Here is a 21017-nt window from a genome sequence, read left to right as displayed (position 1 = left end):
GGACGGGCGGGCGCGTCCGCTCTACACGGGTGGCGTGGGGCTCGTCGCCTGGAGGGTGTCGTGGCCGCCGCGGGCGGGGATCGGCGGGACGTACTCGCGCAGCACGCAGCGGCTGCCGCTGTAGATGGTGGCCATACAGCGGTTGCAGTGCACGCAGAGCGACCGACGCCGGTCGTCCTCCTTGAGCTTGTTGGGTAGGTCGGGCTCACGCAGCAGGCCTCGGCCCATGGCGACGAACTCGAAACCGGCCCCCATCGCCTTGTCGATGGACGGCCGGTCGACGATCCCGCCGAGCAGCATCATCGGCAGGTCCACGGCCTCGCGGATCTGCCGGGCGTCGTCGAACATGTACGCGTCGGTGTACGGGTACTCCTTGAACATCTTCGGACCCACGACCTTCATGCCCATCTTGATCACCGCGGGCTGGGTGGCGGCGAACTCCTCCAGGGGCGCGGCGCCCTTGAACAGGTAGATGGGGTTGAGCAGGGAGCTGCCGACTGTCATCACCAGCGCGTCGGCGGAGCCGTCCTGCTCGAGCCACTGGGCGACCTGGCGGGCCTCGTCGATCCAGAACCCACCGGGCACGCCGTCGTCCATGTTGAGTTTGATCGTCACCGCGATCTTGTCGCCCATGGCGTCGCGGATGGCGCGGCCGATGCGGCGGGCGAAGCGGGCGCGGTTCTCCAGCGATCCGCCGTAGGAATCCTTGCGCCGGTTGAGCTTGGGGCTGAGGAACTCGCTGACGAGGTAGTTGTGACCGAAGTGCACCTCGATGGCGTCGAAACCGGCCTCATACGCACCGCGGGCGGCGCGGACGTGGTCGGACACGATCCGGTCGATGTCCGCCTCCGTGCACGCCTTGGTGATCGCCAGGCCGGTGGGCGCCGGGATCCGGGACGGCCCGAGCGGGGGCAGCCCGTTGGACGACCCGTTGGCGACGGCCCCGGCGTGACCGACCTGGGCGGAGATCGCGGCGCCCTCGGCGTGCACGGCGTCGGTGAGCTTGCGCAGCATGCCACCGTCGTCCATTCCCCAGTGGTATTGGTGCTTGTCGGTGCGGCCCTCGGGGGAGGTCGCGAGGTAGGCCACGGTCGTCATGCCCACGCCGCCGCGCGCGTACTCGGCGTGGAACTCGATGAGCTCGTCGGTGATGCGCCCCTTGGGACAGCGCCCCTCGAAGGTCGCGGCCTTGACGATGCGGTTGCGCAGCGTCACGTTGCCGATCTTGCCGGGGCTGAAGACATCGGGTGCGGGTGTTCCGGGCGCGAGACTCATGAGCAGAACTATAACCTGTTCCACCCGCCCCGTCCCCTGTCTGGCCAGCGCATTTGTCGTGATTCGCCGCAGGCACCCTACGCCGGGCGGCGCTACCGCCCGCCACCTGCAGACCATAGGTTGGCCTTACCCGCTTCAGACGCCCGCACCGATCTCCACGAGCGATACGCCGCAGGCGGTCGTCACGATCCCCGATCCCATCAGTCCTCCCGTCGGGGATCCGAGGCACCGCCGACCGCGCTCCCGATGTGGACCGCGAGCACGGCCAGCGCTGAGGCGCCCTCCGGGGTGCCCGCCACGACCGGAAAGCAATGGATCATCCCGGGCCAGACCCTCAGGTCGATCGTCGCGCCACGCGAGCGACTGGCCTCGACGAAGCGGCGGACGTCGTCGACCACGAAGTCGTCGCCGCCGCACACGATCGCGGTCGGTGGCGCCGACGCGTCGAGGGGGCGCCGGGCGGGTGAGACCCCCGGGTCGTCGACCGGGACGTTCCCGGCATAGGCGTCGCGACAGGCGCGGGCCAGCCTCGGCGGCGTGCGCGGGTCGAACGCGCCACTCCACCGGGCCGCGCCGGCCTGCCGCCCCGGGCCGGTGCGCCCGGCCAGGTCGACCCAGGGGCTGACCAACGCCAGGGCGGCCGGACGCTCCCCACTGCGGCGGAGGCGGTCGAGCAGCCCGAGGGCGAGGGCGCCGCCCGCGGAGTCCCCGGCGACGGCGACGCGCGCTGCGCCACCGACACGCTCGGCGAGATGACGGAACGCCACCTCGGCGTCGTCGAGGGCGGCCGGGTACCGGTGCTCGGGCGCGAGTCGGTAGTCGGGGACGTAGGCGGTCGATCCGGACAGCCGGGCGAGCGTGGTCGCCATGGTGGCGTGCGTGTCCGCTGAGCCGGCGACATAGCCACCACCGTGCAACACGAGCAGCCCCGGGGCATCCGCCGGCCCGTCGATCCAGAGCCCGGGGACGGGAGCACCGTCGGCCGGTCGGGCCACCCGGCGGGATCCCGTGGCCCGCGACGCGCCCGTGGCCACCGCGCGCATCGCCCGGATCCACCTCCGGTCGAACGGTGCGACGGTCAGCACGGGGCGGATGACCAGCTGCAGGCCGAGGCGTTGGAGGCGTGCCGGGAGGCTCGGCCGGCGGGTGAGCGTGATCCGACGGTCGGCCTCGGTGACCAGACGACGCGCCAGCAGGGCGACGAGCGCCGCGATGACACGGGCGACGACCGTGCCGACGACCCGATCGGACGTCCGGATGGAGCACTCCCACTCGAGCTCGCCACCACCGCCTGGCAGGGCGCGCACGGTGACGGCGCCGGGGTGACGTCGGCCGAGCCCGCGCAACAGCGCAGGCGCCCACTCCTGCCACCGCGCGGCGTCGGAGGCGAGGGAGAGCACGTCACCGGGCTCGGCCGAGAAGCGTTCGACGATCGTGAAGGAGTGAACGGCCACTGCCCCAGCTCACCACAGCGCCAACTCACCACAGCGCCAACTCACCACAGCGCCAACTCACCACAAAGCGGAAAGGCCGTCCCCGCTTGCGCGGAAACGGCCTTGAGAACTCGTAGTCCTTGGGTGGAGCTAAGGGGAATCGAACCCCTGACCTTCTCGATGCGAACGAGACGCGCTACCAACTGCGCTATAGCCCCTCGCCGCCCTGGCGGGCGACGATGTCACCCTCGCGGGCGACGCTGCCGCCCTCTCGAGCAGCGTGGAACACCTTACCAGGATGGTCGGTCCCCCGACCAAACCGGGCCGCCGATCAGCCCACCGCGCGCCGCAGCGGTGCGTGCTGCCGACGCCTGTGATCGTGGTGCCCGGGGTCGGAGTCCAGATGATCGTCGAACGTATCGAGGACGTCGAACGCCGGGTCCTCGTCGTCGATCTCCAGCACGACCGCACCGGGACGCCGCAGGCGGGGCGGCACCACGGACAGCTCGTCGTCCTCGCGGGACTCCACACCGAGCCGGGCGCGACGCATCCTCTCGACGCGGCGCCGGCGCAGGCTCTCCTCGAGCTTGACCTGGCGGCGCAGGTAGGTCAGGTAGGCGGCGAGCAGCAGTACCGAGCCACCCGCGAACCACCAGACGGCGGGCACGGTGAGCAGCGCGGCGATCACGGTGACGACGGACAACGCCACGAGGATGAGCGCGGTGCGCTGGCGCGCGTGGGCCCGCTGCTCGGCGGCCTCGCGGTCCGCCATCGGGTCGTAGGCCCCGCGCCCGCGACGCCGCTCGGCGAAGCTCAGATCGGCGTCGGTGAGCTCGACCTCGGGCTCGGCCGGGCGTCGGCGCCCACGATGGGTGAGCACGGCCTCCTCGTCGATGCCCGCGGCGTCCTCGGCGTGATCGGTCCGAGCCGCGGTCCGCCCCCCCGCCGTGCCCTCGACGAGCTCGCCGTCGACGACCACCGGTCGCCGGGTCTCGTCGTCCGCCTCTGCGCCCGACACGTCCGAGTCCGCGGCCGCCGCGCCCACGCCGTTCGAGCGGAGGTCGCCGACCCGGGCGCCCACAGCCGAGGCGGACCGCTCGTCCACCCCTGCGACCGCCCTGGCCGGGTCGTGCTCGTCGACAACGGGGACAGCCGGGATCTCGGAGGTGACCTCCTCGGCGGCCGGGTCCCCGGCCACCGCGGCGCGCCGCTCCTCCATCGCCCGGCGGACGGCCTCGCCCCGACGGCCGGCGGCCTCACGGCGCAGGGTCTGCTCGAGCAGGTGCTCCCACGTCTCGGTGTCGAGCAACTCGGCGTCCGTCGCGCCCGCCCCGGAGGGCAGACCGAAAAGGGAGTCCTCGTCCTCGGCCTGGACCGGGTCGGCGGCGGCACGGCCACGACTGGGTACCAGACGGCCGGAACCGCCGGAGTAGAGCGTGCGCGTCTGGGCCAGTGCGTCACCGGTGCGGCGGATGGGATTCCGCGACCGGATGAGCATCGGCGCGAGGACGAACAGCCAGACCACCACCAGCAGGATGATCAGCAGCGAGCTCGACATCGATCAGGCCTCCTCGAGCGTCTACCCCGACACGGGACGTCGTGGTGAGGTCCCAACCGTATCGGGGCCCGAGCCCCGTCCAGTGACGGCGCGCCGCAGGTCACGATGCTCAGGACATACTCAGACGCGCGGTCACGCGCGTCGCGCCAGACCCGCCTGCACCAGAGCCGCGACGGCGCCCCGGCCGTGCTCCTCGCGGGTCCGTGCCACCAGGAGATGATCGCGCCACGCCCCGTCGACGTGGAGGTAGCGCCGCAGCAGCCCCTCCTCGCGGAAACCGCACCGGTCCAGCACCACGCGGCTGGCGGTGTTCTCCGGCCGGACGGTGGCGTCGACCCGGTGCAGTGCTCCCGGACCCAACGCGTGGTCGACACCCAGCGCCAGGGCGGCGGTGGCCACCCCGCCACCGAGGAAGGGTCGCCCCACCCAGTAGCCGATCCAGCCGGAGTGCAGCGCGCCGCGGACGATCCCGCCCACGGTGAGCTGCCCGCAGAAGCGGCCGTCCAACTCGATGGCGGCGGGCAGGCTAGCGCCGGCGCGGGCGTAACGCTTGAGCTGGGCGTGGATGGGGGGCCAGGCGCGCGCGGAGTTGTTCTCGTGCCAGCTCCCCTCAACGGTGGGCTCCCACGGTTCGAGGTGGTCCCGCTCGAACAACCGCAGCGCCGCCCAGTCCCGGGCGTCGCGGCGGCGGACCGGGCGCAGGGTCACGACCCCTGCGCGCACCCGCACCGGCCCGGCCTCGATCGGCCACCCGGGGCGGGTCACCGTGTCGGCGGCGAACGCGCTCCACGGTCCGCTCACGTCGCCGGCCCGGTCACCCGCGCTGGGCGAGGAACATCACGTCGACCTCGTCACCCGTACGAACCGCGGTGACGCCGGGGTCGATCACGACGAGGCAGTTCGCCTCCGCCAGCGAGGCCAGCAGGTGGGTGGACGACCCCTGGGCGCCGCCGAGGGCGCGGACCAGGTACTCGCCGGTGTCGGTGTCGCGCATCAGTTGTCCGCGCAGGTAGCCGCGCCGACCCTCGACCGACGAGATCGGCGCGACGGTCCGTGCGCGGACGGTGCGGCGCATGGGCTGGCGCTTGCCGAGGGCGATCCGGATGAGTGGGCGGACCATGATCTCGAAGACCACCAGGGCGCTCACCGGGTTGGACGGCAGGAGGAAGGTGGGGACCTCGTCGCGTCCGAGCCGCCCGAACCCCTGGACCGACCCGGGATGCATCGCCACCCGGTTGACCTCGATCTGGCCGAGCTCGGCCATGACCTGGCGGATGCGGGTGGTCGCCTCACCGCCGGCGGCGCCCGAGACCACGACGAGCTCGCTGCGCACGAGTTGACCCTCGAGGACCTCGCGCAGGCGGGACGGTTCGTTACTGGCGATGCCCACGCGGTGGACGTCGGCGCCGGCGTCCCGGCCGGCCGCGGTGAGGGCGTAGGAGTTGACGTCGTAGACCTGTCCGGTGCCGGGCCGGCCGTCGACGTCGACGAGTTCGTCGCCGACGGAGATGACCGCCATCCGCGGCTTGGGGTGCACCAATACCTTCGCGCGCCCGACCGAGGCGAGCAGGCCGACCTGCGCCGGTCCGATGATGCTGCCCGCGCGCACCGCCACGTCCCCGGGCTGCACGTCGTCGCCGACCCGTCGGACGTAGTCCCCGGTGCGGACGGCGCGGGAGGGGGTGATGTGACGCCCGTCGGCGGTGGCCCATCCGATCGGCAGGACCGCGTCCGCGAGCGTGGGCAGCGGCGCGCCGGTGTCCACCCGGACGGTCTGGCCGGGCTGGAGGCGGGTCGGCTGGCGGGATCCGGCGGTGATCTGACCGACCACGGGCAGTGTCGCCGGTCCGGCCGGGCCGTCCCCGCCCTGGGGGGTGGGTCCGCCGGCGCGCACGTCGACGCTGCGCACCGCGTACCCGTCGATCGCGGCCTGGTCGAACGCCGGCAGCGGCCGCTCCGCCACGACCTCCTCGGCGCACAACAGACCCTGCGCCTCGGAGATCGCCACACGGACCGGGCGCGGGGCGACCGCGGCCGCCGTCACCAGCGCCAGCTGTTCCTCGACGGAGCGCACCCAGTGTCCCCTTCCCGTACCAGTCACCGCCCGCCGAGCGGGCCCGCCTCACCTACGGTGCTCGTCAGGAACCCAGTCGGTCCGAGAGCCACTCGCGCAGATCGTCCGCGTACGCCGGGTTGTCCAGAGCGAAGTCCACGCAGGCCTTGATGTAGCCGCCCGGGTTGCCCAGGTCGTGCCGCGTACCGTCGTGGACCACCACGTGCACGGGATGTCCCTCGCCGATGAGCAGGTCGATCGCGTCGGTGAGCTGGAGCTCGCCGCCCGCACCCGGCTCGATCCGGCGCAGCGCGTCGAAGATCGCCCGGTCGAGCACGTACCGCCCGGCCGCGGCGAGGTTGGACGGAGCGTCCTCGGCGGCGGGTTTCTCGACCATGCCGAGCACCTTCTTCACCGACGGGTCATCGGTGTCCTCGACGCGGAACACGCCGTAGGACGACACGTCCTCCGGATCCACCTCGAACGCGCACAGCACGCTGCCGCCGCGGGCCGCGCGGACCGCCGACATCCGGCCGAGGATCCCGAACGGCAGGACGAGGTCGTCCGGCAGCAGTACGGCCACCGCCTTCTCCTCGTCGCCGAGCACCGACTCCACCTGCGCGACCGCGTGACCGAGCCCCAGCGGCTCGTCCTGGCGCACGTCCACGACCTCGATGAGCCCGGGGGCGCGCTGGACCTTGTGCAGCAGGACGTCCTTGCCGCGGTCGGACAGCGTGTCCTCGAGGACCTGGTCCTCGGAGAAGTGCGCCATCACGCCGACCTTGCGCTCGGAGGTGACGATCGCGAGTCGGCCGGCGCCGGCCTCGGTGGCCTCCTCGGCGATGAGCTCGATGCCCGGGGTGTCCACGACCGGTAGCAGTTCCTTGGGCACCGTCTTGGTGGCGGGCAGGAACCTGGTCCCCAGGCCGGCCGCCGGCACGACGGCGGTCCGGAACTGCGGGTCGACAGAGGTACTGGACGTCATGGCGACCACCTTAGACCTCGCACCCGCCCCCTCGGGGTGGCGCCACGCGCGGCAGACTGGGGTCATGCAGTCCGACCGGCCCGATCGTACCGACGAGACCGTCGCCCTCTCGGTCGCCAAGACGCGGTTGCGCCGCGAGGCCCTCGATCGCCGGGCCGCGGTGCCGGCGCCGGTGCGCGCCGAACGCGACCGGAGGATCCTCGGGCGCCTGGGGGGCGTCGTCACCGCCGGGATGGTGGTCTGCGCGTACGTCCCCGACGACGACGAGGCCGGCGGACGGGGTCTGGCAGAGGAACTCACCCGGTGCGGTGCGCGGGTGTTCCTGCCGGTCTCGCCGGTGGTCGGCCCGTTGCAGTGGGCGGCGTACGCGGGGCCGGCGGACCTGGTCCCGGGACGGTTCGGCATCCCCGTCCCGTCGGCCCCGCCCGCCGGGCCGGAGTTCATCTCGGGTGCCGATCTCGTCCTCGTCCCCGCCGTCGCCGTGGACCGGTCCGGGAACCGGCTCGGCCGGGGCGGTGGCTACTACGACCGGTCCCTCGCGTTGACCGGCCCGCGCACGAGGATGCTCGCGCTGCTGGACTCCGAGAACGTCGTCGACCACGTCCCCGCCGAGCCACACGACCGGCCGGTCGACGGCGTCATCACCCCGGAGGCGGTTCTCGACTTCGGAACTTGGCACTCGCCGGAGTAGAGTGCCAAGGCGTTATCCGATACTCCTCGGGAGGCCCGATGCCCACCTACTCCTACCGGTGCCGCGACTGCGACGTCGCCTTCGACATCCAGCAGTCCTTCGACGAGGACTCGCTGACGGTCTGCCCCCGGTGCGACGGCACGCTGCGCAAGCTCTTCAACACGGTCGGCGTCGTCTTCAAGGGCTCCGGCTTCTACCGCACCGACAGCCGGGCCTCCGGCGACAGCGGCTCGGCCGGCAAGGGATCGGCCGGCAAGGGATCGGGCGGCAGTTCGTCCGGCAGCGGTTCCTCGGGCTCCGGCTCGTCGGACAGTAGCTCCTCGACGTCCGGCTCCTCGGGATCCGGCTCGGGCTCCGGCTCCGGCGCATCCACCGGCTCGGGCTCCTCCTCGGGGTCGTCGACCTCGTCGTCGTAACCGGCACCGTCGTCACCGGCACCGTCATCATCACCTGCCGGGGCACCGCCCGCCGGTTCTCCCCGCGCGGTTATCCACACCCCCGGCCATCTCCACAGGCGTCGCACCTCCACGCGCCCGGAGCGGCATGGCCGCCCCGCCGCGCCGCTACGGTCTGATCGAACGGCACCGGCCCGCCCGGCGCCCACCGATCCGGCGCTCGAGTCGAGCGCACCGACCGACGGGGGACCCCATGCGCCGCACCATCGCCTCGGTGACCACACCCGGGCGGTGGCGGCGGCGCCGCGCGGTTCGGATCGGGCTCGCGGCCGCGCTCGTCGTGGCCGCCCCGTTCGTGGACCGATCCGGCGCCCCGGATCCGGCGGAGCTCACCGCCCCGGCCGCCGCCGCGGGACCCGGCGACGATCCCGCTCGCGGGCCGGTCCGGGTGGTGCCCGTCCCGCTCGCCGACCCGACCGTGGCCGATCTGCTCCGGCCCGGCGACCTGGTCGATCTCGTCGGCACCGCCGAACTCGCCCCGGGGCAGCCGCCCGCGCTCGTCGCCCACGCCGCCCGGGTACGGGACGCCCCCGTGGGACGGTCGGGCGCGCGATCCCTCCTCGTCGAGGTCCCCGCGGCCGACGCCGCCCGCCTCGCCGCGACGGCCGCCGGGACCCCGCTGGCCGTCGTGGTCCACGGTTGAGATGCCCGGAAGCGGCACGGCCGGGTGGTATCGTCACCGGATCCGGTGAGAAGACCCGTCTGGGAAAGGGGCGCCACGAATGCTCAAGGGCTTCAAGGAATTCATCATGCAGGGCAACGTGATCGATCTGGCGGTCGCCGTCGTGATCGGCACCGCGTTCGCCTCCATCGTCGACGCGTTCACCAGCGCGATCATCAACCCGCTGATCGCGCTGCTCGGAGGGGACCGCGAGATCGGATTCGCCGTCCAGCTCCTGGACGGCAATCCCGAGACGGTCATGGACTTCGGGATGCTCATCACCGCGATCATCAACTTCCTGCTGATCGCGGCCATCATCTACTTCGTCCTGGTCGGGCCGATGAACAAGATGAAGGAGGCCGCCGCCAAGCGCAAGGGCATCGAGGCCCCCGCCTCGGACAACGACCTCCTCGTGGAGATCCGCGACCTGCTCGCCGGCCGCCCGCTCACGCACCCGTCCGAGCCGGACAGCCCGTCGAGCAACGCCTGATCGACTCCGGTCCGCGTTCCACGGTCTACGTTCCACGCCCCGTCGGCGCCGTCATGGCCGGCGGGGCGTCGGCGTCTGCCGGAGGTGGCGCTGCGTCGCCGTGGAGTCAGCCGTGATGCGGCGGACGCTGATCGCGCCACCAGTCGTCGTCGATCCGACTGTCCGCGGTGCGCGCCTCGTCCGAGGTCGTCTCGGGCAGGATCTCCCCGAACACCTCGTCGAGTCGCGCCCGGTCCACCGGCCGCGGATCCGTCACAGTTCGTCGAAGGCGGACAACTGCGCCACCACGTACGAGACGAGCGGGCACAGGGTCGCCATCCCGTCGCGGATGGCCGCGCGGCTCGGCGCGAGGTTGGCGACCACCGTGCTTCCGGACACCCCCACGTAACCGCGCGAGACGATCGAGTCCACCGCGCCGGCCGTGAGACCCGACGACCGGATGGCCTCGGCGATGCCGGGCAGTCGCTGGTCGAGGATCTCCTCGGTGACCTCGGGCGTGATGTCCCGGGGACCGACCCCGGTGCCCCCCACCGTCACGACGAAGTCGAATCCACCGACCACCGCCGTCTCGAGGGCCTTGCGCACCTCCGCCTCGTCCGACGCCACGCCCACGACACCGCCGACGAGGAACCCCTCCTCCTCGAGGAGCTCCGTGACCAGCGGACCGATGGAGTCCTCCCGCTCGTTGAGGCGGTCGGTCACCACCACGACCATGGCGCGTCCGGCGATCTGCGGCTCGACCGGCTCGACGGCCGCGGGGTCGAAGTCCATACCGGTGGGGAGCTTGCGGCCCCCGGGCAGAGCCCGCGGGTCAAATCTGGTGCTCATCTGGCCTCTCCCAGCATCACGTCTACGGTGTTCGGCGAATCGCCCTCACGAGAAGCATAGGTGACGGTCACGGTGTCCCCCGGCGCCTGGGACCGGATGGCCGCGACGAGCGCGTCGCCGCCCTCGATGAGCCGATCCCCCACCCCGGTGATGACCGCGCCCTGCTCGATCCCCGCGCGCTCGGCGGGCCCACCCGGCTCGACGGCACGCACCAGCGCGCCGTCGCCCTCCGGCGAGTCGCTGACCGAGACCCCGAGCACCGCGCGGGTCGCGTACTGCTGCTTGATCAGCTGGTCGGCGATCCGCCTGGCCTGGTCCACCGGGATGGCGAAGCCCAGGCCGATCGATCCCGAATTGCCCGATCCCAACGACGCGATGGCCGAGTTGATCCCGACCAGTTCGCCGTTCATGTTGACCAGCGCGCCGCCCGAGTTGCCCGGGTTCACGGCTGCGTCGGTCTGGATGGCGTCGATCACCGTGCTCTGGTCCGACTGGGCGCCGCCGGCCCGCACCGGGCGGTTCAGCGCGGAGACGATGCCGGTCGTGACGGTACCCGACAACCCCAGTGGCGACCCCACCGCGGCCACGGCCTGTCCCTCGGTCAACGTCGCCGAGGTGCCCAGGGCGATGGGGGTGAGCGGGCGGGAGGTCTCCGCCTTGATGACCGCGATGTCGGTGGCCGGGTCCGTGCCGACGACGCTCGCGGGAGCCTTGGAGCCGTCGTCGAAACGCACCTGGATCTGGCCCCCGGCGAGAGCTGCGCCGATGACGTGGCTGTTGGTGATGATGAGGCCGTCGGCGGTCAGCACCACCCCGGACCCCTCGCCGCGGCCCGTCTGGGAACGCACGTCGATCGACACGACGCTCGGCAGCACCTTGTCCGCCACCGCCTCGACGGTGCCGTCGGGCGCCGTCCCCTCGGGCTGGGTCGCGCTGATGGGCGAGGACAACCCCGCCGCGGACCCACCGGCGACCGTCGCACCGATCCACCCACCGAGCCCACCGGAGACGAGCATGGCGGCCACGATGCCGGCCGCGAGCAGGCCCCGGCCCGACTTCCGTTGGCCCTGCGGCGTCCCGGGCTCCACACCCGGCCCGGCCCCGGGGTGGGGCGGCGGGCCCGAGGGGGGCATGGCGTCCGCGGGTCGCCACGGTCCGGCCTGCCCCTGCCCCTGCCCCTGTGCGGGGTGCTGCCCCTGCCCCTGCGCCTGTGCGGGGGGCTGTGCGGGGTGCTGTGCGGGGAAGGCCGTGGTGGGCCGATCGGTTCCACCCCACCCCTGGGCCATGCCGTAGGGATTCTTGGCGGCGTAGGGGTTCTGGCCGGAGGGTCCGTGTGCGGGTCCTTCGAGACCTGCACCCGATCTACCGGCCCACTCGTCCGGGGACCCGGGTTCGCCCCTGCCCCGGCCGTTCTCGTTCTCGTTCTCCATGAGTCCCATGGTTCCCGATGGCGCTGTGTGCCCGCTGAGACGGTGCGCGCCACCCCGGGACTCACCCGGTCGGCTGCTCGCTTCCGGGGATGGTCACCCGCACCAGTGCGCCGCCGCCCTCGGCGTCGCTGATCTCGACGGTTCCGCCGTGTCGGGTCGTGACCTGTCGGACGATGGCCAGCCCCAGACCCGACCCCGGCATCGCGCGCGCCTCGTGCGAGCGATGGAAGCGCTCGAAGACCAGCTCGCGGTCCTGTTCGGGGATGCCGGGCCCCTGGTCGGCGACAGTCAGTTCCATCACCGCGTCGGAGATGGGCCGCATCCGCACCGTCACCGTCCCGCCGGTGGGACTCCACTTGGCCGCGTTGTCGCACACGTTCAGCACCGCACGCTCGATCCCGGCCGAGTCGCCGAAGGAGTACCAGGGCATCAACTCGACGTCGAAGTCCACGTCGTGCCGGCGACGCCGGACCCGCTCGAGGGCCCGTTCGACCGCGTCGGAGACGGCCACCGGCTCCAGCTCGACCTCCCCGGAGTCCTCGCGGGCGAGCTCGACCAGATCCCCGACGAGCTGACTGAGTTCCGAGATCTGCCCCACGACGTCTGCCTCGAGTTCGTTCCGGTCGGCGTCGGGGATCGTCCGCGCGCCGGGGCGACTGGCCGCGATGAGCAACTCGACGTTCGTCCGCAGACTCGTCAGTGGCGTCTTGAGTTCGTGCCCGGCGTCCGCGACGAGCCGCGCCTGTCTCTCCCGGCTCTCCCCCAGCGCGACGAGCATCTGGTTGAAACTGCTCGTCAGGCGGGCGATCTCGTCGTCACCGGCCACGGGGATCGGCCGCAGATCATCGGTGCGGGCGATGCGTTCCACGGCCCTGGTCAGCCGGGCCACCGGCGCCAACCCGGTGCGGCCGACGGCCGTCCCGGCCACCGCGGCCAGGGCGATGCCCGCTGCCCCGACGAGCGTGAGCACGATCGCCAGACGGTTCAACGCAGCACGGGTGGGGCTGAGGTCCTGGGCCAGGATGAGGGTCGAGCCGTCTCGGACCCCGACCGCGTAGATCTGCTTGCCCCCGGAGGTACGCAGGCTCGACTCGGCCTCGCCGTGCACGACCGCGATCTCCGGGCCACCGATCTGGAAGGGCTCCCCGGTCGCGGTGCGCACCCCGGAGGGAGCGACGATCTGCGCGTCCAGGTTCGGGTTGAACGCCCGCAGTGCGATCAGCGTGCTGCGCGACTGCAGGGCGAACTCGGAGGCGAGTTGGCTGTTGACCAACTGGTCGGCCTGCTGCTGCAGGCGGTTGTTGACATCGCTGTACATCGACCCCGACACGACGAAGTACGCCGCGACGGCCATGAGGGCGACCGCGACACCCACCGAGCTCGCCGCCAGCAGCGTCACCCGCTGGTGCAGGGAGATCGGTGCGGACCCCGTCCGCATCGTGCGGGCGGGCACTACGGCGTCTCGCGCAGCACGTAACCCACACCGCGCACGGTGTGGATCAACCGGCTCTCACCCTCCCCTTCCGTCTTACGCCGTAGGTAGCCGATGTAGACCTCGAGAGCGTTACCCGAGGTCGGGAAGTCGTAGCCCCACACCTCCTCGAGGATGTGGCTCCGGGTGAGGACCCGGCGTGGGTGGTGCATGAGGAGCTCGAGCAGGGAGAACTCGGTGCGGGTCAGCTGGATCCGGCGCTCGCCGCGGGTGACCTCGCGGGTCGCGATATCCATCCGCAGGTCCTCGAACTCCAGCACCTCGTCGACCTCCTCGGCGTCCGTGCCGCGACGACGCAGCAGAGCCCGCAGGCGGGCGAGGAGTTCCTCCAACGCGAAGGGTTTGGGCAGGTAGTCGTCGGCCCCCGCGTCCAGACCAGCGACCCGCTCGGAGACGGCGTCCCTCGCGGTGAGCATGAGCACCGGCAGGTCGTCCCCCCTGCTGCGCAGGATCCGGCACACCTCGAGCCCGTCCCGACGGGGCATCATCACGTCGAGGATGACCGCGTCGGGCCGGTTGGTGTCGACCCTCTCGATCGCCTCGATGCCATCGCCGGCGAGCTCCACGTCGTAGCCGTTGAAAGTCAGGGAGCGCCGGAGCGATTCGCGCACGGCCTGGTCGTCGTCGACAACGAGAATCTTCATGACGGGATTCTCGCCCACCCGACTGAAGCGCGGCTGAGGATCCGCCCCGGAGGGCCGCCGCCACGCGCGCCACAGACGCCGACGAGCCCGACGGGTCCGTGTGGACCCGCCGGGCTCGTGACCGGGCGTGTGCGTGCGGCGCCCGCGGCGCCGCCGTGCTCAGCTGCGCCCCGGGGGCGGCAGCCGACGCGGCTCAGCGGTCGAGGTTGACCAGGCCGAGCTGAGCGGCCTTGACCAGACGACGCGGCAGCGCCACGGGGCGGCCGTCGATCTTGGTCTCCTGGAGGGCGACGTTGTCGGCCTTCCACTGGGACCGGCGGGAGTGGGTGTTGGCACGCGAGAGGCGGCGCTTCGGAACTGCCATGATTATCGTCCTCGGGGTCTAGGAGGGTGGTCGGGGCGCGGACGCCCCGCTGCTCACTTGCGGCGGGTGCGGTTGCCGTAGCGACGCTGGAACTTCTCGACGCGGCCGGCGGTGTCCATGACGCGCTGCGCGCCGGTCCAGAACGGGTGCGACTCGCTGGTCACGTCCACGACGATGAGCGGGTACGTCTGACCGTCCTCCCACTCGACAGTGCGGCTGCTGGTCGCGGTGGAACGGGTGAGGAACTTGGTGCCCGTGCCCGAGTCCTGGAAGACCACCGGGTGGTAGTCGGGGTGAATGTCGTTCTTCATACTGGATCCCTCTAGCTCGGTAGAAGTCTGTGGGTCTGGCGCTCGCTCCTGCAAGAGCGCGCAACTGCCAGTGGCCGAACCGGGGATCCCGGTGTCAGCACACGCATCGGTAGATCGTACCCGTAGGATGGCCGGGCACCCAATTCGTGCGGCGCGGACATCCGGCCGCCGGAGCCGGTCCGGCCGCCTTTATGCCCACTGACGTGCCGATTACCGTTTCACGCGGTCGGGCCGTAAACTAGACCATCGCTGTTGTCTGCACGTTTGCTATCGCCTCTCACGGTGCTCGCGACGTGGCGGTAAGCCCCCCGTACGGCCCAGGCCGACCGAGGGTGCCCCCTCCGCCGCGCGCCACCGCAGGACGGGGCGGAAGGAGAACCACGCCATGTCGGCGCATTGCCAGGTAACGGGACGGAAGCCGGGTTTCGGCAAGTCCGTCTCGCACTCACACCGCAGGACCAACCGTCGCTGGAACCCGAACATCCAGCGCCGTAGCTACTTCGTGCCCTCCGAGGGTCGTCGCGTCACGCTGACGGTCTCGACCAAGGGCATCAAGACCATCGACCGCGATGGCATCGAGGCCGTCGTGGCCCGCATCCGCGCCCGTGGGGAGAAGATCTGAGATGGCTCGTAACGACATCCGCCCCATCATCAAGCTGAAGTCCACGGCCGGTACCGGGTTCACGTACGTGACCCGCAAGAACCGTCGCAACAATCCGGACCGCATCGTCCTCAAGAAGTTCGACCCGGTCGTCCGTAAGCACGTCGAATTCCGAGAGGAGCGCTGACTCGTGGCCAAGAAGTCCAAGATCGCGCGCAACGAGCAGCGCAAGGCCAAGGTCGCCCGGTTCGCCGAGCGTCGCGCCGAGCTCAAGGCAATCATCAAGAACCCCGAGAGCACGGACGAGGCACGTATGGATGCCCAGACCGCTCTCAACAAGATGCCGCGTGACGCCTCGCCCGTGCGGGTGCGTAACCGCGACGTCGCCGACGGTCGCCCCCGCGGCTACCTCCGCAAGTTCGGCCTCTCCCGCGTCCGCATGCGCGAGATGGCCCACCGTGGCGAGCTGCCCGGTGTCACGAAGTCGAGTTGGTGAGTAGGTAACCATGGCTAAAGCACGTAGCACCCCGTCCAAGAAGATCCGCGCCCAGGAGGGCCGTCGACCCAAGAAGAACCCGTTGAAGGTGGCGGGTATCGAGACGGTCGACTACAAGGACGTCAACACCCTCCGTACGTTCATCTCCGATCGCGGCAAGATCCGTTCGCGTCGGGTCACCGGCCTCACGCCGCAGCAGCAGCGTCAGGTCGCCGTCGCGGTCAAGAACGCCCGCGAGATGGCCCTGCTGCCGTTCACCAGCCGCTGAGTCACCACTCGGCGCGGGTGAACCGGACCGCCCGTCCCGCCTGCGGCCTCTAGCCGCCGACTCAGGCAACAGCAACCCGATCGGGGTCGTGCCTCCTCACGCAGGAGTGCGCGACCCCGATCGGCGTTACCGCGCCTACCGCTCCCCTCTCCCCCTCCCCTCCCCGACACCAGGAGTCCACCCGTGGCCGGCGTCCTCAACGGCTTCGCCGTCATCGTCGCGCTGGTCGCGCTGGGCTGGATACTCGCCCGCACCCTGGTCCTCGGCACGGACGCGCACCTGGTGCTCAACCGGCTCGTCTTCTACGTCGCCACCCCGGCACTGCTGTTCGACTCCCTCGCCCGCACCACCCTCGACCAGGTCTTCACCGGCGTGTTCGTGGTGTCCGCGGTGTCGGCGATCATCGTCGCGGTCCTGTACGTGGCGATCGCCCGGCTGTGGCTCAAGCGCCCGGCGGCGGACCTCGTGGTGGGTGCCCTGTCCGCCGGCTACGTCAACTCCGCCAACCTCGGCATCCCCATCGCGCTGTACGTCCTCGGGGACCTCGGGTTCGTCATGCCGCTGCTGCTCTTCCAGGTGGTGGTCCTCCAACCGGTCGCCATCGCCGTGCTGGAGCGGGCCGCGCGGGCCGAGGGGTCGGACGGCGGCGGGGACGGGGGCGCGCTCGGTGCGCTACTGCAGTCGGTCCGCACCCCGATCGTCCTCGCTGCGCTCGCGGGCGTCGTCGTCGCCGCCCTGCCCTGGACGCCGCCCGAGACTCTCCTGGAGCCCGTGCACCTGGTCGGCCAGATCTCCGTCCCCGGCGCCCTGCTGGTGTTCGGCATGTCGCTCTACGGAGTCAAGGTGCTCGAGGCCGGCGCCTCGCCCCGCCGGGAGATCTTCCTCGCGAGCGCACTCAAGCTCGTCGCCCACCCCGTGCTCGCGTACGCCATCGGCGCCGGGCTGATGGGCATGCAGGGTCACGAGCTTCTCACGGTGGTGGTCGCCGCCGCGTTGCCCACCGCGCAGAACGTCCTCGTGGTCGCGACCCGGTACGGACACGGGACACTGCTGGCCCGGGACTCCGCCGTCCTCACGACCCTCGGCGCGCTGCCGGTCCTCCTGCTGGTCTCGGCGCTACTGGCCTGACCCGGCGGCGATCACGCCGGTGAACACGATCGCGTTGTTGACGCCGTGGAGCACGATGCCGGGCACGATCGACCGGTACCACTCTGCCATCGCGCACAGTGAGATCCCCACCACCAGCAGGTACGGCAGCGCCGGGGGCAGCAGGTGCACGGCGGCGAACACCGCTCCCGCGAGCGTGATCCCCGCGACGGCCCGCAGCCGCGCCCGCAGGGCCGGCAGCACGATGCCGCGGAACACGACCTCCTCCGCCACCGGGATGAGCACGGCGACGGTCAGCAGCCCGAGGGCGGCGAACACCGGCCCGCCGGCCGCCAGGTCCGCGATCGCCGCATCGGCCTCATCCCCCGTCGACTCGGCGCCCGCCCCCAGGGGGATGAGCACGATCATCGAGGCGGTGACGCCGGCCGCCATCACCGCGGGGATCTGCCACGCCAGGTGCCAGGGAGAGCGGTCCGGTGGCCGGAGGCCGACGTCCGCCCACCCGAGACCGCGCCGGCGCAGGAGGTGGATCCGCACCGCGAGCAGCGCGGCCACGGCGGTGCCGGCGAGGACGACCAGGGCGAGGAGCGCGGTGTCGGGGCGGCCGGCCCCGAGGGTCCGTGCCGTGACCAGGCCGAGGAGGACGACGACGACGAGGGAGGCCCCGTACACGAGGACCCACGCCAACGCCGAGAGCGCCGCCCGGCCCCGGACCGGTGTGGTCCAGAGGCCGGGCGGCGCCGGCGGCGGCGGGGTCACCTGAGGTGCTCGGCCACCCGGAACGGCGCGTCGGTGGCCGCCTCGATCTGCTCGACGGTGACCCCGTCGACGATCTCGATGAGGGTCAGCCCGTCGGCGTCCCGGTCGAACACGCCCAGCTCGGTGATGATCCGGTCGACGCAGCCCAGGCCGGTCAGCGGCAGGGAGATCTCGGAGACGATCTTGGAGGAACCGTCCTTGGCGACCTGGTCCATGACCACGACGATCCGGCGGGCGCCCACCACGAGGTCCATGGCCCCGCCCATGCCCTTGACCATCGCGCCGGGGACCATCCAGTTGGCGATGTCACCGGCCGGGTTGACCTCCATCGCGCCGAGGATCGCCACGTCGATCTTGCCCGAGCGGATCATGCCGAAGCTCATCGCCGAGTCGAAGATCGCCGACCCCGGCAGGGTCGTGACGGTCTCCTTGCCGGCGTTGATGAGGTCCGGGTCGACGTGGTCGGGGTGCGGGTACGGCCCGATGCCCAGCAGCCCGTTCTCGGACTGCAGAGTCACGTTGACGCCCTCGGGGACGTAGTTGGGGACCAGGGTCGGCAGGCCGATTCCGAGGTTGACGTACTGGCCGTCCTCCAGTTCCAGGGCCGCGCGGGCGGCCATGGCCTTGCGGTCGCGTCCGAGTCGTGCGGGCGTGCTCATCAGCGCTGTCCTTCCGAGGGCGGGTTGGTGGTGGTCTTCTCGATCCACTTGGTCTGGGCGACCTGCTCCGGGGTCAGTTCCACCAGGCGGTGGACGAAGATGCCCGGGAGGTGGATGTCGTCGGGGGCGAGCTCTCCGACCTCGACGATCTTCTCGGCCTCGACGATGCACACCCGGCCGGCCATCGCCGCGAGCGGTGAGAAGTTGCGGGCCGTGAGGTTGAACCGGAGATTGCCGTTGCGGTCGGCCACCGCGGCGCGCACCAGCGAGTAGTCGGCCTCGATGGCCTGCTCGAGCACGTAGGTCTCGCCGCGGATCTCGCGGGTCTCCTTGGGCGGGGAGGCCACCGCGATCCCGCCGGCCGAGTCGTACTTCCACGGCATGCCGCCGTCGGCGACGAACGTGCCGACGCCGGTGCGGGTGAAGAACGCCCCGATGCCGGACCCGCCCGCACGCATCCGCTCGGCGAGCGTGCCCTGCGGGGTGAGCTCCACCTCGAGCTCACCGGACAGGTACTGGCGGGCGAACTCCTTGTTCTCCCCGACGTAGGAGGAGACGATGCGCCGGAGCTTGCCGCTCTCCAGCAGGATGCCGAGGCCCTTGCCGTCGACGCCGGCGTTGTTGGAGAACACCTCGAAGTCCCCGACGTCGCGGGCGGCGAGGGCCTCGATGACGATCTGCGGGATCCCGCTCAGGCCGAACCCGCCGGCGGCGATGGACGCCCCGTCGGGGATGTCCGCGACGGCCTCCGCCGCGGTCATGATCTTGCTGGACATACACGCACTCCTTGGGTGTGGGGGCGGTCAGGCGATGCCGAGGATCTCGATGGCGCTCTTGCGCATGTCGACCTTGCGGACCTTGCCGGTGACGGTCATGGGGAACTCGTCGACCACGTGGACGTACTTCGGGATCTTGTGGCGGGCGAGCTTGCCGGTGGCGAACTCGCGGACCTCCTCGGCCGTGAGATCGTCGCGTCCCGGCTTGAGCCGGACCCAGGCCATGAGCTCCTCGCCGTACTTGGGGTCGGGCACGCCGATCACCTGGGCGTCGAGGATGTCCGGGTGGGTGTAGAGGAACTCCTCGACCTCCCGCGGGTAGATGTTCTCGCCACCGCGGATAACCATGTCCTTGATGCGGCCGGTGATGCGGACGTAACCGGCGTCGTCCATCTCCCCGATGTCGCCGGTGTGCATCCAGCCCTCGGGGTCGATCGCCTCGGCGGTCTTGTCCGGCTGGTCCCAGTAGCCCAGCATGACGCTGTAGCCCTTCGTGCAGAACTCGCCGGCCTCGCCGCGCGGCAGGGTGGCACCGGTCGACGGGTCGACGATCTTGATCTCGAGGTGCGGCCCGACCCGGCCGACCGTGGACACGCGCCGGTCCAGCGAATCGTCCCGACGGGTCTGGGTGGACACCGGCGAGGTCTCCGTCATGCCGTAGCAGATGGAGACCTCCTCCATGTTCATCCTGTCGATCACCTGACGCATGGTGGATTCGGGGCACGGCGAGCCGGCCATGATCCCGGTGCGCAGCGTGGACAGGTCGTAGGAGTCGAAATCCTCCAGCGCGAGCTCGGCGATGAACATCGTGGGCACGCCGTAGAGACTCGTGCACTTCTCCTGCTCCACCGCGCGCAGCGAGGCCGCGGGGTCGAACGCGGGCGCCGGGATGACCATTGCCGATCCGTGGCTGGTGCACGCGAGGTTGCCCATCACCATGCCGAAGCAGTGGTAGAAGGGCACCGGGATGCACACCCGGTCGACCTCCGTGTAGTTGACGAGCTCGCCGACGAAGTACCCGTTGTTGAGGATGTTCGAGTGCGAGAGCGTGGCGCCCTTGGGGAAGCCCGTGGTGCCGGAGGTGTACTGGATGTTGATCGGGTCGCCCGGCTGCAGTGCGGCGCGGATCGACGCCAGTTCCTCGGCGTGGGTGGGGCCCGAGACCAGCGACTCCCACTCCTCGTCGCCGAAGAGCACGACCAGTTCGAGGTCGGGGCAGTTCGGCTGGACCTGCGCGAGCATCCCGGTGTAGTCGGAATCCTTGAACTGGGGGGCGGCGACGACGGCCTTGATCCCCGCCTGCTTGAGCACGTACTCCAGCTCGTGGACCCGGTAGGACGGGTTGATGTTGACCAGCACCGCGCCGATCTCGGCGGTGGCGTACTGGACCATCACCCACTCCCACCGGTTGGGCGACCAGATCCCCACCCGGTCGCCCGCACGGATGCCGAGGCGGTGCAGTCCGGAGGCGAGGCGGCGGACGTCGGCGAGGAACTCGGCGTAGGTCCACCGCCGGTCGGCCTGCACGTCGACGAGCGCGTCGCGGTCGCCGAACCTCTCGACGGTCGCCGCGAGGTTCTCGGGGATCGTCTGGGTGAGCAGGGGGACGTCGGTCTCTCCGCGCGTGTGGGACCCGGCGGGGTCGAGGGTCGTGGAATCGAGATCGGTGGTGGTCATCTCG

26 protein-coding genes and 1 tRNA gene are annotated in these 21017 nt (G+C 71.5%); 9 read left to right on the top strand and 18 right to left on the bottom strand.

All coding sequences use genetic code 11. The features are described from left to right. Window positions 1-21: 21 nt before the first annotated feature. The 7 genes from CK206_RS17060 to CK206_RS17030 all read right to left on the bottom strand — a co-directional run bounded on the left by CK206_RS17060 (window position 22) and on the right by CK206_RS17030 (window position 7304). Complete coding sequence (locus CK206_RS17060; protein WP_067713288.1) at window positions 22-1275, bottom strand: NADH:flavin oxidoreductase; 1254 nt, start codon at window positions 1273-1275, stop codon at window positions 22-24. A gap of 200 nt (window positions 1276-1475) precedes the next feature. Beyond that, window positions 1476-2729 (bottom strand): alpha/beta hydrolase fold domain-containing protein, encoded by a 1254-nt coding sequence (locus CK206_RS17055; protein ID WP_067713286.1) that lies wholly within the window; start codon window positions 2727-2729, stop codon window positions 1476-1478. A gap of 124 nt (window positions 2730-2853) precedes the next feature. Next, a tRNA-Ala gene (locus CK206_RS17050) sits at window positions 2854-2926 on the bottom strand. A 113-nt stretch (window positions 2927-3039) separates the two neighbouring features. Next, the gene (glpR, locus tag CK206_RS17045) at window positions 3040-4266 is read right to left on the bottom strand and encodes a gephyrin-like molybdotransferase receptor GlpR (RefSeq protein WP_096907103.1); all 1227 of its coding nucleotides are present in this window, start codon (window positions 4264-4266) and stop codon (window positions 3040-3042) included. Window positions 4267-4398: 132 nt separating this feature from the next. Next, the gene (locus CK206_RS17040; RefSeq protein ID WP_082923740.1) at window positions 4399-5067 is read right to left on the bottom strand and encodes a GNAT family N-acetyltransferase; all 669 of its coding nucleotides are present in this window, start codon (window positions 5065-5067) and stop codon (window positions 4399-4401) included. Window positions 5068-5080: 13 nt separating this feature from the next. After that, the gene (gene glp, locus CK206_RS17035) at window positions 5081-6340 is read right to left on the bottom strand and encodes a gephyrin-like molybdotransferase Glp (protein WP_096907102.1); all 1260 of its coding nucleotides are present in this window, start codon (window positions 6338-6340) and stop codon (window positions 5081-5083) included. Between the two features lie 64 nt (window positions 6341-6404). After that, window positions 6405-7304 carry a UTP--glucose-1-phosphate uridylyltransferase gene (locus CK206_RS17030; protein WP_067713277.1) on the bottom strand — a complete coding sequence of 300 codons (900 nt, stop codon included), beginning with the start codon at window positions 7302-7304 and terminating at the stop codon, window positions 6405-6407. 64 nt (window positions 7305-7368) lie between these two features. Between CK206_RS17030 and CK206_RS17025 the strand changes: the two genes are divergently transcribed. The 4 genes from CK206_RS17025 to mscL all read left to right on the top strand — a co-directional run bounded on the left by CK206_RS17025 (window position 7369) and on the right by mscL (window position 9601). Then, window positions 7369-7995, top strand: a complete 627-nt coding sequence (locus CK206_RS17025; protein ID WP_067713276.1) for a 5-formyltetrahydrofolate cyclo-ligase — start codon at window positions 7369-7371, stop codon at window positions 7993-7995. Between the two features lie 38 nt (window positions 7996-8033). Continuing rightward, window positions 8034-8411: an FmdB family zinc ribbon protein gene (locus CK206_RS17020; protein ID WP_082923739.1), complete on the top strand. Its 378-nt coding sequence runs from the start codon at window positions 8034-8036 to the stop codon at window positions 8409-8411. 232 nt (window positions 8412-8643) lie between these two features. Next, on the top strand, window positions 8644-9093 hold the full coding sequence (locus tag CK206_RS17015) for a hypothetical protein (RefSeq protein ID WP_096907101.1): 450 nt from the start codon (window positions 8644-8646) through the stop codon (window positions 9091-9093). A gap of 79 nt (window positions 9094-9172) precedes the next feature. Beyond that, window positions 9173-9601, top strand: coding sequence for a large conductance mechanosensitive channel protein MscL (gene mscL, locus CK206_RS17010; protein WP_067713269.1), 429 nt, complete (start codon window positions 9173-9175; stop codon window positions 9599-9601). A gap of 106 nt (window positions 9602-9707) precedes the next feature. Here mscL and CK206_RS20065 read toward each other — a convergent pair whose 3' ends face one another. The 7 genes from CK206_RS20065 to CK206_RS16980 all read right to left on the bottom strand — a co-directional run bounded on the left by CK206_RS20065 (window position 9708) and on the right by CK206_RS16980 (window position 14670). Then, window positions 9708-9857: a hypothetical protein gene (locus CK206_RS20065; protein WP_172812104.1), complete on the bottom strand. Its 150-nt coding sequence runs from the start codon at window positions 9855-9857 to the stop codon at window positions 9708-9710. Beyond that, a complete protein-coding gene (locus CK206_RS17005; RefSeq protein WP_200841576.1) occupies window positions 9854-10372 on the bottom strand; it encodes a molybdenum cofactor biosynthesis protein B in 519 nt (172 codons plus the stop codon). Before CK206_RS17005 ends, CK206_RS20065 begins: the two co-directional genes overlap by 4 nt. A gap of 53 nt (window positions 10373-10425) precedes the next feature. Continuing rightward, complete coding sequence (locus CK206_RS17000; RefSeq protein WP_216824147.1) at window positions 10426-11859, bottom strand: S1C family serine protease; 1434 nt, start codon at window positions 11857-11859, stop codon at window positions 10426-10428. Window positions 11860-11920: 61 nt separating this feature from the next. Next, on the bottom strand, window positions 11921-13312 hold the full coding sequence (locus CK206_RS16995) for a HAMP domain-containing sensor histidine kinase (protein WP_096907099.1): 1392 nt from the start codon (window positions 13310-13312) through the stop codon (window positions 11921-11923). Further along, complete coding sequence (locus CK206_RS16990) at window positions 13312-13995, bottom strand: response regulator transcription factor (RefSeq protein WP_069388691.1); 684 nt, start codon at window positions 13993-13995, stop codon at window positions 13312-13314. The genes CK206_RS16995 and CK206_RS16990 overlap by 1 nt, the downstream gene beginning before the upstream one ends. A 193-nt stretch (window positions 13996-14188) precedes the next feature. Continuing rightward, complete coding sequence (gene rpmF / locus CK206_RS16985) at window positions 14189-14359, bottom strand: 50S ribosomal protein L32 (protein ID WP_067713249.1); 171 nt, start codon at window positions 14357-14359, stop codon at window positions 14189-14191. A gap of 53 nt (window positions 14360-14412) precedes the next feature. Next, complete coding sequence (locus CK206_RS16980) at window positions 14413-14670, bottom strand: type B 50S ribosomal protein L31 (RefSeq protein ID WP_067713246.1); 258 nt, start codon at window positions 14668-14670, stop codon at window positions 14413-14415. A gap of 385 nt (window positions 14671-15055) precedes the next feature. Here CK206_RS16980 and rpmB point away from each other — a divergent pair, with 385 nt between their 5' ends. The 5 genes from rpmB (at window position 15056) to CK206_RS16955 (ending at window position 17163) form a co-directional block, all read left to right on the top strand. Further along, window positions 15056-15292 (top strand): 50S ribosomal protein L28, encoded by a 237-nt coding sequence (rpmB, locus tag CK206_RS16975; protein ID WP_010542299.1) that lies wholly within the window; start codon window positions 15056-15058, stop codon window positions 15290-15292. A gap of 1 nt (window position 15293) precedes the next feature. Next, entirely contained in the window at window positions 15294-15458 is a 165-nt protein-coding gene (gene rpmG, locus CK206_RS16970) for a 50S ribosomal protein L33 (protein WP_010542298.1), read from the top strand. A gap of 3 nt (window positions 15459-15461) precedes the next feature. Then, window positions 15462-15767 carry a 30S ribosomal protein S14 gene (gene rpsN / locus CK206_RS16965; protein ID WP_017836289.1) on the top strand — a complete coding sequence of 102 codons (306 nt, stop codon included), beginning with the start codon at window positions 15462-15464 and terminating at the stop codon, window positions 15765-15767. A 10-nt stretch (window positions 15768-15777) separates the two neighbouring features. After that, a complete protein-coding gene (rpsR, locus tag CK206_RS16960; RefSeq protein ID WP_007632792.1) occupies window positions 15778-16035 on the top strand; it encodes a 30S ribosomal protein S18 in 258 nt (85 codons plus the stop codon). Between the two features lie 183 nt (window positions 16036-16218). Further along, entirely contained in the window at window positions 16219-17163 is a 945-nt protein-coding gene (locus CK206_RS16955) for an AEC family transporter (protein ID WP_069388689.1), read from the top strand. On the opposite strand, the gene CK206_RS16950 is transcribed toward CK206_RS16955, so the two are convergent. Genes CK206_RS16950 through CK206_RS16935 form a run of 4 tightly spaced genes read right to left on the bottom strand, consistent with a single transcriptional unit; the run spans window position 17152 to window position 21013 of the window. Continuing rightward, on the bottom strand, window positions 17152-17901 hold the full coding sequence (locus CK206_RS16950) for a CPBP family intramembrane glutamic endopeptidase (protein WP_096907098.1): 750 nt from the start codon (window positions 17899-17901) through the stop codon (window positions 17152-17154). The genes CK206_RS16955 and CK206_RS16950 overlap by 12 nt on opposite strands. Then, on the bottom strand, window positions 17898-18560 hold the full coding sequence (locus CK206_RS16945) for a 3-oxoacid CoA-transferase subunit B (RefSeq protein ID WP_096907097.1): 663 nt from the start codon (window positions 18558-18560) through the stop codon (window positions 17898-17900). The genes CK206_RS16950 and CK206_RS16945 overlap by 4 nt, the downstream gene beginning before the upstream one ends. Then, window positions 18560-19336: a CoA transferase subunit A gene (locus CK206_RS16940; RefSeq protein WP_067713235.1), complete on the bottom strand. Its 777-nt coding sequence runs from the start codon at window positions 19334-19336 to the stop codon at window positions 18560-18562. Before CK206_RS16940 ends, CK206_RS16945 begins: the two co-directional genes overlap by 1 nt. 27 nt (window positions 19337-19363) lie before the next feature. After that, window positions 19364-21013: an AMP-binding protein gene (locus CK206_RS16935; protein WP_096907096.1), complete on the bottom strand. Its 1650-nt coding sequence runs from the start codon at window positions 21011-21013 to the stop codon at window positions 19364-19366. Window positions 21014-21017 lie beyond the last annotated feature (4 nt).

Origin of the sequence: Dietzia sp. WMMA184, assembly GCF_002441635.1 — a bacterium.
GTDB classification, from domain to species: domain Bacteria; phylum Actinomycetota; class Actinomycetes; order Mycobacteriales; family Mycobacteriaceae; genus Dietzia; species Dietzia kunjamensis.
The sequence above is the reverse complement of the archived record's forward strand: the minus strand, read 5'-3'. Positions and strand labels throughout refer to the sequence as shown.